The organism is Paenibacillus selenitireducens (genome assembly GCF_002021565.1).
In the GTDB taxonomy this organism is placed as follows: Bacteria; Bacillota; Bacilli; order Paenibacillales; family Paenibacillaceae; genus Paenibacillus_K; species Paenibacillus_K selenitireducens.
Window position 1 is genome coordinate 268988 of sequence record NZ_MSZX01000008.1, and the last position, 15507, is coordinate 284494.

A 15507-nucleotide genomic window follows, 5' to 3' on the forward strand; every position below is an offset into this window, starting at 1 on the left:
ATTCCCCTCTCCCACATAACATACAAGAACTATTATATTGGGATAACCTACCTATTCATGCTTAAAAAAGGGTTTAAATATTGTCCTTCATGCCTAGGCACCAAGTGGGGGTATACTAGGTAAAATGTAAGGCATTTCGCATCAGTATAAGGAGAGTCGACAACTGCATGGACATTATGGACCTCACAGGACTGCGTCAAATATTTACGGATATGAGTACCGCCCTCAATAATATGGCAGATAAAACGCAAAGCTCCATTAATGAAGCGAAAAATCAAATTTCTATGTTAACCGATGGCATACATACCGTCGCGCTGCTGCTTCTCGTCTTTATCATCGTCAGCGCGCTTCATTTGGGCTTTAATATTTTCAAATACATCAAGGGGGAGCGTAAGTAAGCTGCAAATACAGGAATTACACATGAAGAATCCCAAATTGAAAATTTGAAATCTAAGATCTGGAATCTAAGATCTAAGCTCAAAGATCTAAAATCCGAGATTTGAGATTAGATCTAAAATCTGAGATCTAAGATCAAAGATCAAAGATTTGAATTCTGAGATCTGAATTCTACAATCCCGTTTTCCCGCCGCTTCCCTCGCTATCTATAATGGATTACTGCAAGATAGGTCATGCATTTTGATCGTTCAGCTAAGCTATATTGGAGAATCGCATTATATGAGGCGTTTTTGGGCATTTTCAGCACCGATTCACCCATTTTCATTGGATTTATCCAACATAGGGTACGTTTACGGGACTCAATCACGATAGTTAATGGATTTATCCAATATAGCGCATGTTCCCGAGACTCAACCATCCAACATAGACTAAAAGATACTCATGCAAAAAAAAGAAGTCGACCCCTGACGCGCAGGAATCGACTTCTAGATCATTTTGTAAAGATCGATAGGATCTTAGTATTTCAACGTTTGATACAGCGGGAATTGCGCTGTAAGATCACGAACCAAACCGCGAGCTTGCTCAAGAACAGCTTCATCATTCGGGTTCTTCAATGTCATGGCAATGACTTTAGCAATTGTCTTCATCGCGGATTCATCCATGCCGCGGGATGTAGCAGCTGGTGTACCAATGCGGATACCGCTTGTCACGAATGGGCTTGTTGGGTCAAATGGAATGGCATTTTTGTTTACCGTAATGCCTACAGAATCCAATACATGTTCAGCCACTTTACCTGTAACGTTCAGGTTGCGCGTATCGATCAGCATCAAGTGGTTATCTGTGCCGCCAGATACGATGTTCAGACCTTCCTCAACCAGGCCTGTTGCTAAAGCTTGAGCGTTGTTCACAACGTTTTGCGCATAGGTTTTGAAGGATGGTTGCAACGCTTCGCCAAGAGCTACCGCCTTAGCTGCGATCACGTGCATTAACGGTCCGCCTTGGGAACCAGGGAATACCGCTTTATCAATCGCTTGCGCCCATGCTTGACGGCACAGGATCATACCGCCGCGAGGTCCGCGCAACGTTTTATGTGTTGTTGTTGTAACAAAGTGCGCATGAGGCACGGGGCTTGGGTGCAAGCCTGCAGCTACAAGTCCTGCAATATGCGCCATATCGACCATGAACAACGCGCCTACATCGTTAGCAATCGCTGCGATTTTCTCGAAATCAATGATACGCGGATAGGCACTTGCGCCTGCAACGATCATACGAGGTTTATGTTTGAACGCGGCTTTGCGCAAATCTTCGTAATCAATACGGAAATCTTCTTCACTAACACCATAAGCAACGAAATTGTACAGTAAACCAGATGCATTAACAGGGCTGCCATGCGTTAAGTGACCGCCATGCGCCAGGTTCATCCCTAGAACAGTATCTCCAGGTTGCAGAGCTGCAAGGTATACCGCCATGTTCGCTTGCGCACCGGAGTGTGGTTGCACGTTCGCATGCTCTGCACCGAATAATTCTTTGGCGCGGTCTCTTGCGATATTTTCGACGATATCTACATGCTCACAGCCGCCATAGTAACGTTTGCCAGGATAACCTTCAGCATATTTGTTCGTTAATACAGTACCCATCGCTTCCATAACGGCTTCACTTACGATATTCTCAGATGCAATTAGTTCGATGTTGTTACGTTGGCGCTGAAGCTCCAAGTCCATTGCTTTCAATACTTCAGGATCTGCTTGTCTTAAATGATCTACCATTCCAAATTCCTCCTCAGGATGGGAGCAAGCGTAACCACTCACTCCTGTATATTAATTACATGTATAAACTGCTCTTTCGCCGCCAATTAGCTTGGGCCGCGTTCTTGCCATCGTCACGCGCGCTTGACCAATCTGTCGAATGGATGGGCGGACAGGCACGGCCACTCGGCGCAAATGCATGCCGATGAGCGTCTCACCAATGTCGATGCCCGCATGTGCGGTTATCGTCTCCACTAAACAAGGTTGCTTCAGTTGTCGATACGCATAGGATGCCATCGATCCGCCCGCTGTGGCTACAGGTACCGCAGACACTTCATCAAGCCGATAATGATCTGCTGCCTCTCGCTCGATCACTAAGGCACGATTCAAATGCTCGCAGCATTGAAAGGCAAGATAGAAGCCGAATTCAGCTCTAACCTTCTCCAGTCCCACGTAGAGTTGTGCAGCAATTTCTTCTGCTCCACTGGTCCCGATGTGCTTTCCTACCACTTCACTTGTGCTCGTACCGATCACAACGATTTGACCTGCCTGTATCGAACCGACTTCGATCAACTCTCGGGCGATCTGCTCAACTTGTGCTGCAATCGATTCTCGTTGGTCCATCGAAACCGTCTCCTTTCACATGAATCTTGACCTTGAAAGATAAACACCCCGATGTAAATAAGGTTGCCGACTTACAAACCATATCGCTGCTCCATAAGTCTTCTTTGTCTACTATAGTATACCTAATTTATGGAGAATACACGAAAAAAAGAGCAGAACGTGTCGTAACACGTCGTTGCTCTTTTGCCCAGGCGACCGGCCGTATACTCCGATGCTCCACCGTGGTTTGATCCACTTCGTCGCCAGTTACACCGGATCTGTTTTGTTAAAAATATCATAGCGTACAATGTATGGAAATGCAATGGGGCATTTTTAGTCTCCTGCACGACGCAATAATTTAATTAGAGATCGATGAATCTCCTCTGCACACCGCCGGTATTCCTCCAGGGAGCCGCCATAAGGGTCGCTAATATCCATGTTAGGGATGCGTTGCTGCAGTGCTATAATTTCATCTCTGTCGGCATCCGGAATTTTCTCGCCCAATGCCATACGCATTTGCCAATCTGCAATCTTCTCTTCGAGCGTCATCAGATCAGCCAGTACTTGCTCGTCCACATCGACGTATTCTTTTAACGTGTAGGTTCGTTCCACGGCATGCGGATACAACTGTACGACATGCTGCTTATGACCGCCTGTCATCGTTAAGATCAAATCCGCCCATTCTACCTCACGCATCGTTAAAGGGGTCGAAGAGGCTCCCGCTGCATCAATATGATGATCCTGCAACGCAGTGACAGCATGTTTCGAGATCGAAGATCCCTTCATCGCAGCCACGCCTGCCGATCGAACCTCCAAACCGAAGTTGGCTTCCTTTGCTAATTGGCGAAGCATCGCTTCCGCCATTGGACTCCGGCATGTGTTCCCGGTGCATACGAATAATATGTTCATCACACGCTCATCTCCTCAGACTTATATGATAAATAGAACACCAAAAGTAAATAAGATGACGCCCCCTAAGGCTTCGCCATATTCGCTAAGTCTCTGGCTTACCCGACGTCCAAGCATGAGTCCCATGACGGACATCACGCCGCCAAAAATACCAAACGCCGTAACCACAAGCAGCAAATTTGTATCGAACATCCCTAAAGACACCCCAACGGAGAACGAATCGATACTTACCGAAAGTGCAAATAGAATGATCGCCCATCCATTCCGATAATCGATTGATTGTACGGCATCTCCCCGTAAGGAACTGTATATCATATGTCCTCCAAGCAATAATAGCAACCCGCCTGCGGCCAACTGCGCAACGTTTCCAAGCAAGGAGCTGACATACTGCCCCATGAATAGCCCTGCCAGCGGCATCAAGACATGAAAAAGAGCAACAACAGCTCCAATGCGAAGCACATCACGCAGACGAACACCTCTCATCCCGATCCCAATGCCAAGCGAAAAGGCATCGAAACCAAGCGCTACCGCCATCACGAAGATCGTGACGAACTGGCCCCATGAGCCTATGACCTCTTCCATCCGATTTCCTCCATTGTCCATAAATGATCTTGTACAACCATATGCGGACAAGTGAGGAAAGATACATGAAATTGATGTATTACGAACGCTATAACTGAACGATCCGGTGCCCTGCAGCCTTGACGAGTCGATTCATAACCGCCAGCCCCATACCTTCTTCTGGACAGGCTTCCGCGAGAATAAAAGTAATCCCCTGTTCATCGAATGCCCGCAGCGCGGCGTACAATCGATGCGCGGCTCCCTCCAAGGCGTGAAGACTGCCGCAGGAAACAACAACGTCGGCACGGTAAGCGCCAATGTGCTCGTCAAAGGCGAGGACACCGCTGCGTTCACCGCGCCGCTTAGCTTGCTCCAGCTCAGCCTGAATCCAAGCCGTTACCTGCTCTGGCGCATCGCCCTTCACAATACGCATGATACCGCGCGGCGCGTAGTGAGCATATTTCATCCCCGGTGAACGAGGAGCTAGCGAAGCTGCATCCTTAATGCTTACGTGAGCAGCCCTGCGTGATGCGGCGGGGAGGCCATCATCTGAGGTGCTGCTGTTCACATCGTTAAGTTGCAAATCCGCGTCAGTAGCAGGTATTATGGCATCGCTTGGTGCGATATCTGTCGTGTGTGTTAGTGCTGGGTCAAGCGTCACTTCGGCAACAACCTCCCGAAGTTCCTCCACGGTGATCCCGCCAGGCCGCAGGACATTCACGCGATCTCCTATGAGCTCAATGACCGTTGATTCCAGCCCTACGCCTGTGGGACCGCCGTCGACAATCCCGTCGATGCGTCCTGCCAAATCTTCGCGTACGTGCGAAGCAAGCGTCGGACTGGGTCGGCCAGAACGGTTCGCACTCGGCGCTGCAATGGGGCAACCCGATGCAGCTATAAGCCGTAAGGCGACCTCATGATCCGGCATCCTCATTCCGACAGTTGTTAAGCCAGCAGTAACTTTGGGCGAAATGGCATCTGGACGGACGGGCAGCACAATCGTTAATGGCCCTGGCCAGAAGCGGTCCATCAACCGTCTTGCCGTCTCCGAATAGGGGAGCACGAAGGCATCAAGCTGATCTAACTTCGCGATATGCACGATCAATGGATTATCGGAAGGCCTGCCTTTGGCCGCAAAAATCTGTTCCACGGCTTCTGTATTTCTGGCATCAGCTCCGAGCCCATAGACGGTTTCCGTTGGAAAGGCGACCGTTCCCCCGGCTGCAAGAATCTGCGCCGCTTCCGAAATAGCTGTCGAAGCTTCATTCACCTGTTGTATTGTCCAATACTTGGTATCTCGAATCATTTCTTTTGCATACATAAGCGCTCAATTCCTTAAAATTGTGTTAACACTTATTATATCACAATTCGCCGAAATTCAGATTTAACTAAATAGGCCCATCACGAAATCGAACACCTTGACGATCCAATCCCACAAAAAGAACCGCACTTCCGTCTCACCGGCATCTACTGCATCAGCCGATCCATTCGATGTGCTCCCATTGGACACGAGCGGCGCTCCCTCCGTATCAGTAGCTTGCGCAACGGCTTCCCCCGTTCCTGCATCAATGAAGCATAGCGGCGGGAAAAGCACGCACCACCAGTTCTGACCTTCGCCTTTGCCTAAAGTGATCCGCAACGCTTCATAGTTCCCTGCCGGATACACTTGGTCACCATACATTTTCGTAGGAAATGGAACCACACCCAGCTCTACCTTATAGCTATACTTTTGGTTGCGCGCTGCAAGCTCGTCACCCACTAAAGTTTCGATATCGGAAAGGTGCTTCTTGATCTTCGCACGAGCCTGCTCCAGACTCTGAGGATCCTCTAACGCAGCTACCCATGTATTCACCTGATCCACAACTTTATCTCGAATTTCACGCTTCACCTTCTGATCGAAATCCGAATCGGAGTTCGCGAGAATCCGAAGCCGAATCGACTCCTTAGGTATCTCTTGCGCACTTCCATCGGCAACAGATGCCGAAGCGGACACTACCGCTGCTTGACTTAATAGATTCATGCCCCAACCCAATAAAATAACCATCATAAAAATGATATAAGTGCTTTTCTTGATTTTCTTAAATCCGAATGATTTCCCCATGTGCTTAAGCCTCCCCGCTTGAACTTTGGTATCACTCAGTATGTCCAGATCGAAGGGGGATAAACCTAGTAATCTCGTATTCTAGCAGGAAAATAAACCGACAAAATTCGAAAAATCAAAAAAGCCCCATCTCCTGCTGCATGATGCAAGAAGACGAGGCTTTACGATCTATAATATGCTGCTATTCCAAATTGGCGTGCCGGCCGAACATCTTCGCGCTGTCAATATTCCCATTCGCCATCATATGGAGAATTAAGGCATCAAAGACGAGCAGCAGACTTTGCTCGAACAACGAACCCATCGGTTGAATCGTAGTCGTACGATCCGTATTCTCCTTGGTTGAGGCAGGAATCTGGAGGATTATATCTGCCAGCTTCCCTATCGTGGAGGTCGGCTGAATTGTGGCAAGTGCGACCGAAGCGCCGATACGTTTGGCTTTCTCTGCCATGGCAATAAGGCTCTGCGTTTCGCCTGAACCTGAGCCGATAATAAGCAGCCCCTGTTCCCCGATTCCCGGGGTAACGCTCTCACCCACTACATACGCATCAAATCCCATGTGCATCAACCGCATGGCGAAAGCCCGCATCATCAATCCCGATCTCCCCGCTCCTGCAAGGAAAATTCGGTCTGCTTGAACAATTCGTTCAATGAGCGCAACTACAACCGACGCATCCACCGCGCTCACCGTACGCTGCAATTCTTCCAATATTCCTGACGTATGCGTATTGAAGTTCGACATCGTCATTACCCTTGTTGAACGAGTTGTTGCATTTGTGCGGCTACAGCCTGTTTGTCGGTATGACTTGTGATTCCTCCGCCCACAATAACCAAGTCCGGATTGGCTTGAATCACTTCAGGCAAGGTATCCAGCTTGATCCCGCCGGCAATCGCTGTTTTTGCTTGTTTCACCACGCGTTTGATCGCGTTCAATTCTTCAAAGGAGTTTTTGCCTGCGGCTTGATGATCATAGCCTGAGTGCACACAAATGTAGTCGACACCCATTGCGTCAATTTCTTGCGCGCGTTGTTCCATGTTTTTGACATTAATCATGTCAACCATGACTTGACGGCCTTGTTTCTTCGCTTCCGCTACAGCACCTTGAATGGTGGAGTCATCTGATACGCCTAACACCGTAATGATATCTGCGCCAGCTTCAGATGCCTTCATCACTTCATAGCCGCCTGCATCCATGATTTTAAGGTCAGCTAATACTTGCAAGTTCGGAAAATGTTCTTTCATAGCTTTTACCGCGTGGAGTCCTTCGTTAATGACGATCGGCGTGCCGATTTCAACGATATCGATATGAGCTTCCACTTCTTTGACCAGTTCCAAGGCTTCTGGGATATTGACAAGATCCAATGCTAATTGTAATTTCATGAGAAATTCCCTCCATTTATATGTGAATGATTTGATATCTGTTCGAACAAGGTTTATTCTAGAATCAAATGATCCTTTTGGGAAGTACGCACTTTGAAGTGAGGTAGTTACCTCGAGGATACTATTGGAGGTGTATATCGCTTGGCAACCGAGCTCAAAGAACGAATTAATCTCAAGGAAATCAACTGCGAGAAGGAATTAACCCTTGCCGTTATCGGCGGTAAATGGAAGTTAATCATCCTCTGGCATTTAGGGCTCGACGGCACGCTACGCTTCAGCGAATTGAAGAAACGTATCCCATCGATCACGCAGAAGATGTTAACCAACCAACTTCGTGAACTGGAAGAAGACCTCTTGGTGACGCGTAAAGTCTATGCGGAAGTTCCGCCGCGCGTTGAATATACGCTGACAGCTTACGGGGTAAGCTTAATCCCGATTCTGCAAATGATGTATCAGTGGGGAAAAGATTACGGCGAAAAAGTCGTATGGAAATAAATTAAGGAAATAAATTGGAGGTAAGCAAAAGAGCTGTTACCGTAGCGAAATCATTCGCTTGGTAACAGCTCTTTTGGCCTTGTTGCTTATTCACGGACGGCCATGACATGCCGTTCAATGCCAGCCAGATCGGACACGATGTACACCGTGTCCCAGTGCCCCGCCGCCTCCATCCAGGCGGCGACCTCCCGAGCTTGGCCTTGCCCAAGCTCGAAGCCCACAACGCGCGGCGGCGCTGCTAACAGCGGCAGCTGCGCGAGCATACGGCGGTACGGATCGAGTCCGTCCGTACCGCCGTCCAGGGCGGTGCGCGGCTCGTAGTCGCGCACCTCGGACTGCAGCCCCGCGATCACGGACGCGGGGATGTAGGGCGGGTTGGACACCAGGATGTCCAACCCTTGCCCCGCCAGCGGCGCCAGCAGGTCGCCGCTGTGCCATGCGATGCGCGCAGCTACGCTATTGCGCGCCGCATTGCGCTGCGCCACGGCGAGCGCAGCGGGAGAGATGTCCGACGCGGCAATCCGCCACGTCGGACACTGCGACGCCAGCGTCACCGCGATCGCGCCGCTCCCGGTGCCGATGTCGGCTGCCGTCGGTGCGCCGTCGGGCCAGAGCCGACGCCCCTCCTTCACCACGGCTTCGACGAGCAGCTCCGTCTCCGGCCGCGGGATCAACACATCCGGGGTTACCTCGAACGGTAACCCGTAGAACTCCTGCTCGCCAATGATGTATTGCGCAGGCTCCCCGCTTGCTTTTCGAGCAAGCACCGCCTGCCATTCCACTTCATGCTCCGCGGGAAAGGGCTCCGGCATCCTCATCAAAAAGGATGCACGACTTAAGCGCAGCACATGGCATAACAGAAGTTCAGCATTATGCTCCGGTTCCATGACCTGATGTTGACTTAAAAAAAGAGAAGCCTCAACATAGGCTTCACGAAGGGTTTTATTCATCTTAGCATCACACTCATTTCTAATCTCTACCGTGGGCTGCGATCACACGTAAAACGCTTATTCGTTCACTTTCTCCATCAAATCCGCTTGCTCCGCAAGCGTCAATGAAGAAATAATTTCTTGCATATCTCCGTTCATGACCGAATCTAATTTATGAAGAGTCAATCCGATACGATGATCCGTTACGCGGCTTTGCGGATAGTTATACGTACGAATCCGCTCACTGCGATCACCCGTACCTACCTTGCTCTTTCGTTCCCCTGCGTATTTCGCTTCTTCTTCCTGACGCATCACGTCAGAGATCCGTGCGCGCAATACTTGAAGCGCTTTTTCCTTATTGGAGTTCTGCGATTTCCCATCCTGACATGTCGCCATAATCCCGGTTGGGATATGCGTAACCCGTACTGCGGATTTCGTTGTATTAACGGACTGACCGCCTGCGCCGCTCGAACAGAACGTATCGACACGGATATCTTTGTCATGAATCTCGATATCCATATCCTCAACTTCTGGAAGAACCGCCACCGTCGAGGTCGACGTATGAATACGGCCGCCGGATTCTGTTGCCGGGATCCGTTGTACACGGTGTGCGCCGCTCTCATATTTCAGACGGCTATAAGCACCTTTTCCGTTAATCATGAAGATAACCTCTTTGTACCCTCCGAGATCGTTCATGTTAACGTCCATCAATTCCACACGCCAGCCCTGCGTATCGGCATAACGCGTATACATCCGATACAAATCCGCTGCGAACAGTGCGGCTTCGTCCCCGCCCGCTGCACCGCGGATCTCCACGATCACGTTCTTGTCATCGTTCGGATCTTTCGGAAGCAATAGAATATGAATGCGCTCTTCCAATTCTTTCTGACGGCGGCTAAGCTCATCAATCTCCATCTTAACCATTTCACGCATTTCGTCGTCTAATTTCTCACCTTGCATTTGTTTGGCTGCATCCAGCTCTTCCATCACGGTCTTATATTCGTTGAACGCATCATACGTTTCTTGAAGATCGGACTGTTCCTTGGAATATTCGCGTAATTTCTTTGCATCATTCGTTACATCCGGATCACACAATAACTCACTTAATTTATCGTAGCGGTCTGCTAAAGATTGCAATTTATCTATCATGATCGAATCACCTCATTTATTCATATTCAGCATCTATATCAAACGTCTATATGTCAGCAATTGCGCTACAACGTAATCACCTGGCCCTTATCTGAATTCCAATGATTTAAAATTAAAATTTCCTTATCCATTATAACCAGAAAAGTCCGAAAAACCTAGTCATTCCGCACAAAATTCAACTAATGTTACCAATCGCATAATTTCAAGCCATAAACCGCAATACTAATCTATAGAACCCGTAAGCCATCAGGAGGAATGCAACCTATGAAACGCAAATACGGAATGGTTCTTGGTATCCTTCTTGCCATAGCGGCTTTGCTTGGTGCGACAGGTTGTGTTCAACCTGCTCCAGAACCGACGAAAACCGTGGAACCCGCGCCTCAACCTATTGAACCGCCAAAGAAACCTCCCCATCCGCCCATCAAGAGTACGGGAAATGTATTTTACAGCACGCAAGGGGATTTTGCATTCAACATTCCGACCAAATGGAAAAATAATTGTATCGTAGAAGAACGACCATCGCACTTACCGACAGCCGATTGGGAGACCTCATTCATCTTTGCGCCAGGAGGCAACAAATCAGCCGACGGAAAACCCTTATTAACGGTGATTCGCATTCCCAAGGCAGCATACAATACGATGCTCCAAAAGGGTGGTTCCAAGCCGGGGATCCTTCTGAAGACCAACGAAAAGTATGTTTGGATCGGACTCTTGCCTTCCTCCAATCCGTATGATCCCATGAGTCAGAAAGGGAAGCAATTCCAAGCCTTATTGATTGACTATCAGATCTTGCGAAGCTACTTCGTCAGCTAATTCACGCCATGAGATAGTGAGCAGGCTGAGGGCATCTGCCCCCAGCCTGATTGTCATGAAATCTAATTATACATTAAAGCGGAAATGCATAACATCGCCGTCTTTAACAATATACTCTTTACCTTCAAGACGCAATTGGCCGCGTTCTTTCGCCACGTTCATCGATCCCGCAGCGACAAGATCATCATAAGATACCACTTCGGCACGAATAAATCCGCGCTCGAAATCCGTATGAATCACGCCCGCAGCCTGCGGTGCTTTCATGCCTTTGCGAATCGTCCAGGCACGTACTTCTTGCACACCCGCTGTAAAATACGTATATAATCCCAATAGCCGATATGCCGCTTTAATTAAACGGTTCAGACCTGATTCTTCCAGTCCAAGTTCTTCTAAGAACATGGCTTTGTCTTCACCTTCTAATTCCGCAATTTCCGCTTCCACCTTCGCACTAATCGGTACCACTTCTGCATTTTCGGCCACTGCGAATTCTTTTACTTTAATAACATATTCATTCTCATCGGCGTTGGCTACACCGTCTTCGCTTACGTTTGCCGCATATAATACAGGTTTCATCGTTAATAAATGAAGATCACGAAGAAGAACCTTCTCATCATCTGTTAATTCCACGCTACGCGCAGGCATGTCGTTGTATAATGCTTCCTTCACTTTCTCCAGCACTTCAACTTCAGCAGCGTATTGTTTATTGCCGCCCTTCATATTCTTCTTAGAGCGATCAATTCGCTTCTCCACGCTCTCGAGATCAGCCAGAACAAGTTCTAAGTTAATCGTCTGGATATCACTGATCGGATCTACCTTGCCATCGACATGCGTAATGTTCTCATCGACAAAACAACGAACAACATGAACGATCGCATCTACTTCACGGATGTGAGCTAAGAACTTATTTCCAAGTCCTTCGCCTTTACTCGCACCGCGTACAATCCCGGCAATATCGATAAATTCAAAAGCCGTAGGAACGGTCTTGTTCGGTACAACCAATTCAGTCAGCTTATCTAGACGCTCGTCCGGTACTTCAACCACGCCTACGTTCGGATCAATCGTACAGAAAGGATAGTTCGCGGATTCTGCGCCTGCTTGTGTAATTGCATTAAATAGTGTCGATTTCCCTACGTTCGGTAAACCGACGATTCCTGCTTTCAAAGCCATATCTATTCGCAACTCCTTCAAGGTAATATATATAAATTTCAAGTGTTTCCATTAAAATAGCCTTTTTCATTATAACCACAAACACATAAAAAGCCTAGTCATTGGCTAGACTTTTATCGTACTGTCTTAACTATCTCACTTCGAGGAGACCTGCGCAATGGAAAATAAAACACACAAGGGCAATTATACCGGTACAAAGAACATGAACGCTAAGAATCAAGATATGGCCTTCGTCAACGATACCATTGAGGGTGCAAAGTCCGTCACTCCGTTCAACACTGGTAAAAAGAAAAAGACGGATTAGTCCGTCTTTTCTTTTTCAAGACACATTTTCTTTACGAGTCTGACTTGATTCCAAGCTAACAAATAAGTGATTTCAAGAACGGCAAAGACAGCTTCTCTGTCGTCGGCAATACGACATCCGCACCAGAGGCCATAAGTAAGGCCTCATCGCCAATGCCTACCGCAATCATCTGTGCCGATTTAATGGCTTCTATTCCTGCTTGCGCATCTTCAATTCCAATGCATTCTTCTGCCGTCGCACCCACTGCCTCAGCCCCACGCAAAAAGATGTCCGGTGCAGGTTTACCTTGCGCTACCTCATCGGGGTCGACGATGTAATCGAATAAGTCCGTTAATTGCAAGGAACGTAATATTTGCGGCGCATTTTTGCTTGCTGATGCAATGACTGCATGTATCCCTGATGTCTTGAGTTCTAACAAAAGCTCACGAATTCCCGGATATACATCTGACGGCGTTACCTGTTCCAATAATTGAACGTATTGCTTATTCTTCTTGGTTGCCAGCTCCTGTTTCTCTTCCGGTGTGAAATCACGCTCGCGTTGCCCATGGCGTAGAATCCTTTCCAAGGACTCCATGCGGCTCACGCCTTTTAACATTTCATTGAATTCGCGATCGATCTCGATATGGATCTCTGAAGCTAATTGCTTCCAAGCCATGTAATGATATTCGGCTGTATCCGTAATGACTCCATCCAAATCAAACAAGACGGCCTTAAGCATCATACGGTTTCTCCCCCTCTTCTATAGCACAAGCTGAATAAGTTTCTCGCTGCTCTCGATGTTGTTGCCGTTCCATACGACATGGAAAGTCCAAGCGGAAGGATTCTGAATCTCGAGCGATAAACTTCCCTCCACCATTTTCATGGAAATATCAAATGTCGCATCTCCGATAAGAACTTGATTCAATTGCAGCTGCTTGCCTTCCCATTTCGCCGGAATCACCGGCTCCAAGCGTATATACTGTTTGTACGCTTCCGGTTGTACACCAAAGAAGTGACGAATAATTGGAACTGCCATCGCATACACAGTCCATGCTTGAACCGCACAGCCATAATCCGGCGACATTTCACTCATCGAACCTGGCAAAACCATAGAGAATGATTTTTGCATACGTTCCAGCAGCGCAAGCGCCGCATCCCCATTGCCGTACGTTACTTCGGCAACGGCATGAACCCCTGTAGAGATGGTCATCATGCCTTGCTTGTACATCGCTGCAAGATAGGTGCCATATTCCCCGATGAAATCATCGTTGCGCATATTCTCTAAGGCTCGTCGTGCACGTTCTGGATCGGCAATATTCGCTTCCATCGGCGTTACGATCACCCAGTTCTTATTGATTAACCAACCGCGCTCTTTGTTCTCGTCCGTCTCTTGCGCGAGCATTCCTTCAATATATTCACGATACCCTTCGATACCATGCTTCTCGGCAATGGATACCATATAATCTACTTTCGGTACGATATCTTTCTTCGCTGCTACCGCATCGGTGTATAACCCCTCGCTCTCGGACCAATAGATATCATCAACAACACGTCGAATGCGTTCATACAACACTTTATATTCCTCATGCTTTGCTTGGTCTTGAAGAGCATCACTCATATGCATCAGAGCTTCGACGGCTTTGACGGTATAGACAGCAGAATCAATCAACTCCATATTCAACCCTGCGATCTCAATGATGCCATACCCGGATGGGAGCAAATCGCCGTCAGGATCCATCTCTTGTAGTAACCACTGCAAGCCTTGGACGCAAATATCATAATATTCGCGCAGCAGATCCGTATCACCAATCCAACGATACATCTCCCATACGAAGGCAATGAAATGCGCCGTCTCCTGCGTATTCCCTGGATTCGAGACCGCACCCATCGTTGTAATCTCATGAACGATTCGGCCATTGCCGTTCGTTTCAAGGGATTTGCGCTTTAAGAGCTCCAGCGTATCTCTAACAAGCTGATGATCACCGATCGCTAAGACACCTTGAAGTGAATAGGAGTTATCACAACCGAACCACCATGGGTAATGCGGTGATCCAGCACTAAGGCCGCGACCGATACCATCCACGTTTTGAATCAACCATTGATTGTTCCATTTGGTCCACATGAACACCTCGTTCAGCTTCGCTTCTCCCTCAATTACCAGCTGAGCGCGTTCTGCAATGGATTGATAGATGTCTTGCTTCTCCCGAAGTAATCTTTCATGCGATGTGGAGAGGGCAGCATACGTCTGTTCACATTCCTCTCGGGAAGTATATGAGCCTGCTATAAACAGATGGAACGTAAGACGTTCACCTGCCTCCAACGTGACCCCGGTTTCAAACTTTAATCCAGTGCCATTTCCGCTTGTGAACTCCGGACCATACAATTCCTGACCCACATCGACCTGATCCCCTGGCAAGTCCGTTCCTACCATGGTATACCACTCATGATCACAATCTTTAGCCAATACCGTTCGTGAAGACAGAATCTCTGCTATATCTTCCTTCCCATCGTGAATGCCAATTTCATTCGAGAACCATACAGGAAATAAATCGGTGCGTGCTAACAATTCAAGTGAAAGCCTTGTCGAACGGTCCGCATAGTTGTGAATTTCATACGTTACAACGAAGCCTTTCTCCCGCTCTGGCGCAAATTGCACGCGATTGATCTCTATTGGAATATGTCCAAGACCATGATCGTAGTGAAATCGGCTGCCCCAAGGGAAATTCTCGAACAGATCGGCTTTGGACCAGACCGCAAGATTGCGATCCAAATCCGATACCTTCAGCCAAAAGCCGTCCAACAACTTAATCGGGTGTAACCAGAGGCCCCCCATTTCGTTCACTACATGATGACCGAAGTCTGGGAAATAACCGTCTTGTGTACCATTGACCTTCATATATTCTCCAGCGTTTAAATACACTTTGAAAGGATATCGATTTGTTATACTAGCCATAGTTTCATCTCCTTTTATAAGACAGG

The 15507-nt window shown here is 48.0% G+C and carries 17 protein-coding genes and 1 riboswitch; of the genes, 4 read left to right on the forward strand and 13 right to left on the reverse strand.

The window, feature by feature from the left end:
• Positions 1–167 precede the first annotated feature (167 nt).
• On the forward strand, positions 168–398 hold the full coding sequence (locus BVG16_RS20585) for a hypothetical protein (protein ID WP_078501059.1): 231 nt from the start codon (positions 168–170) through the stop codon (positions 396–398).
• Positions 399–911: 513 nt separating this feature from the next.
• Here BVG16_RS20585 and BVG16_RS20590 read toward each other — a convergent pair.
• The 8 genes from BVG16_RS20590 to hxlA all read right to left on the reverse strand — a co-directional run bounded on the left by BVG16_RS20590 (position 912) and on the right by hxlA (position 7692).
• Positions 912–2162, reverse strand: a complete 1251-nt coding sequence (locus BVG16_RS20590; RefSeq protein WP_078501060.1) for a serine hydroxymethyltransferase — start codon at positions 2160–2162, stop codon at positions 912–914.
• 51 nt (positions 2163–2213) lie between these two features.
• Entirely contained in the window at positions 2214–2765 is a 552-nt protein-coding gene (locus BVG16_RS20595; RefSeq protein ID WP_078501061.1) for a TIGR01440 family protein, read from the reverse strand.
• Positions 2766–2943: 178 nt separating this feature from the next.
• A riboswitch (ZMP/ZTP riboswitch) is annotated at positions 2944–3025 on the reverse strand.
• Positions 3026–3077: 52 nt separating this feature from the next.
• Positions 3078–3656 carry a low molecular weight protein arginine phosphatase gene (locus tag BVG16_RS20600; protein ID WP_078501062.1) on the reverse strand — a complete coding sequence of 193 codons (579 nt, stop codon included), beginning with the start codon at positions 3654–3656 and terminating at the stop codon, positions 3078–3080.
• 18 nt (positions 3657–3674) lie between these two features.
• Positions 3675–4235: a manganese efflux pump MntP gene (locus BVG16_RS20605; protein ID WP_078501063.1), complete on the reverse strand. Its 561-nt coding sequence runs from the start codon at positions 4233–4235 to the stop codon at positions 3675–3677.
• An 88-nt stretch (positions 4236–4323) separates the two neighbouring features.
• Complete coding sequence (locus BVG16_RS20610; protein ID WP_078501064.1) at positions 4324–5535, reverse strand: L-threonylcarbamoyladenylate synthase; 1212 nt, start codon at positions 5533–5535, stop codon at positions 4324–4326.
• A gap of 63 nt (positions 5536–5598) precedes the next feature.
• Positions 5599–6315, reverse strand: a complete 717-nt coding sequence (gene spoIIR / locus BVG16_RS20615) for a stage II sporulation protein R (RefSeq protein ID WP_078501065.1) — start codon at positions 6313–6315, stop codon at positions 5599–5601.
• Between the two features lie 181 nt (positions 6316–6496).
• Positions 6497–7054: a 6-phospho-3-hexuloisomerase gene (hxlB, locus tag BVG16_RS20620; RefSeq protein WP_078501066.1), complete on the reverse strand. Its 558-nt coding sequence runs from the start codon at positions 7052–7054 to the stop codon at positions 6497–6499.
• A 5-nt stretch (positions 7055–7059) separates the two neighbouring features.
• Positions 7060–7692, reverse strand: coding sequence for a 3-hexulose-6-phosphate synthase (gene hxlA / locus BVG16_RS20625; RefSeq protein WP_078501067.1), 633 nt, complete (start codon positions 7690–7692; stop codon positions 7060–7062).
• Positions 7693–7833: 141 nt separating this feature from the next.
• Here hxlA and BVG16_RS20630 point away from each other — a divergent pair, with 141 nt between their 5' ends.
• Positions 7834–8187, forward strand: coding sequence for a winged helix-turn-helix transcriptional regulator (locus tag BVG16_RS20630; protein ID WP_078501068.1), 354 nt, complete (start codon positions 7834–7836; stop codon positions 8185–8187).
• An 86-nt stretch (positions 8188–8273) separates the two neighbouring features.
• Here the strand turns inward: BVG16_RS20630 and prmC are convergent, their stop codons facing one another.
• Together prmC and prfA are read right to left on the reverse strand one after the other, a co-directional pair.
• On the reverse strand, positions 8274–9137 hold the full coding sequence (gene prmC / locus BVG16_RS20635) for a peptide chain release factor N(5)-glutamine methyltransferase (protein WP_078501069.1): 864 nt from the start codon (positions 9135–9137) through the stop codon (positions 8274–8276).
• A 57-nt stretch (positions 9138–9194) separates the two neighbouring features.
• Entirely contained in the window at positions 9195–10265 is a 1071-nt protein-coding gene (prfA, locus tag BVG16_RS20640; protein ID WP_078501070.1) for a peptide chain release factor 1, read from the reverse strand.
• 264 nt (positions 10266–10529) lie between these two features.
• Here prfA and BVG16_RS20645 point away from each other — a divergent pair, with 264 nt between their 5' ends.
• On the forward strand, positions 10530–11078 hold the full coding sequence (locus BVG16_RS20645) for a hypothetical protein (protein WP_078501071.1): 549 nt from the start codon (positions 10530–10532) through the stop codon (positions 11076–11078).
• Between the two features lie 66 nt (positions 11079–11144).
• On the opposite strand, the gene ychF is transcribed toward BVG16_RS20645, so the two are convergent.
• Positions 11145–12245, reverse strand: coding sequence for a redox-regulated ATPase YchF (gene ychF, locus BVG16_RS20650; protein WP_078501072.1), 1101 nt, complete (start codon positions 12243–12245; stop codon positions 11145–11147).
• A gap of 157 nt (positions 12246–12402) precedes the next feature.
• Between ychF and BVG16_RS33190 the strand changes: the two genes are divergently transcribed.
• Entirely contained in the window at positions 12403–12549 is a 147-nt protein-coding gene (locus BVG16_RS33190; protein WP_198957513.1) for a hypothetical protein, read from the forward strand.
• Between the two features lie 55 nt (positions 12550–12604).
• Here the strand turns inward: BVG16_RS33190 and pgmB are convergent, their stop codons facing one another.
• Both pgmB and BVG16_RS20660 read right to left on the reverse strand, forming a co-directional pair.
• Complete coding sequence (pgmB, locus tag BVG16_RS20655) at positions 12605–13270, reverse strand: beta-phosphoglucomutase (protein ID WP_198957514.1); 666 nt, start codon at positions 13268–13270, stop codon at positions 12605–12607.
• An 18-nt stretch (positions 13271–13288) separates the two neighbouring features.
• Entirely contained in the window at positions 13289–15481 is a 2193-nt protein-coding gene (locus tag BVG16_RS20660) for an alpha-L-rhamnosidase-related protein (RefSeq protein WP_078501073.1), read from the reverse strand.
• Between the last annotated feature and the right edge of the window lie 26 nt (positions 15482–15507).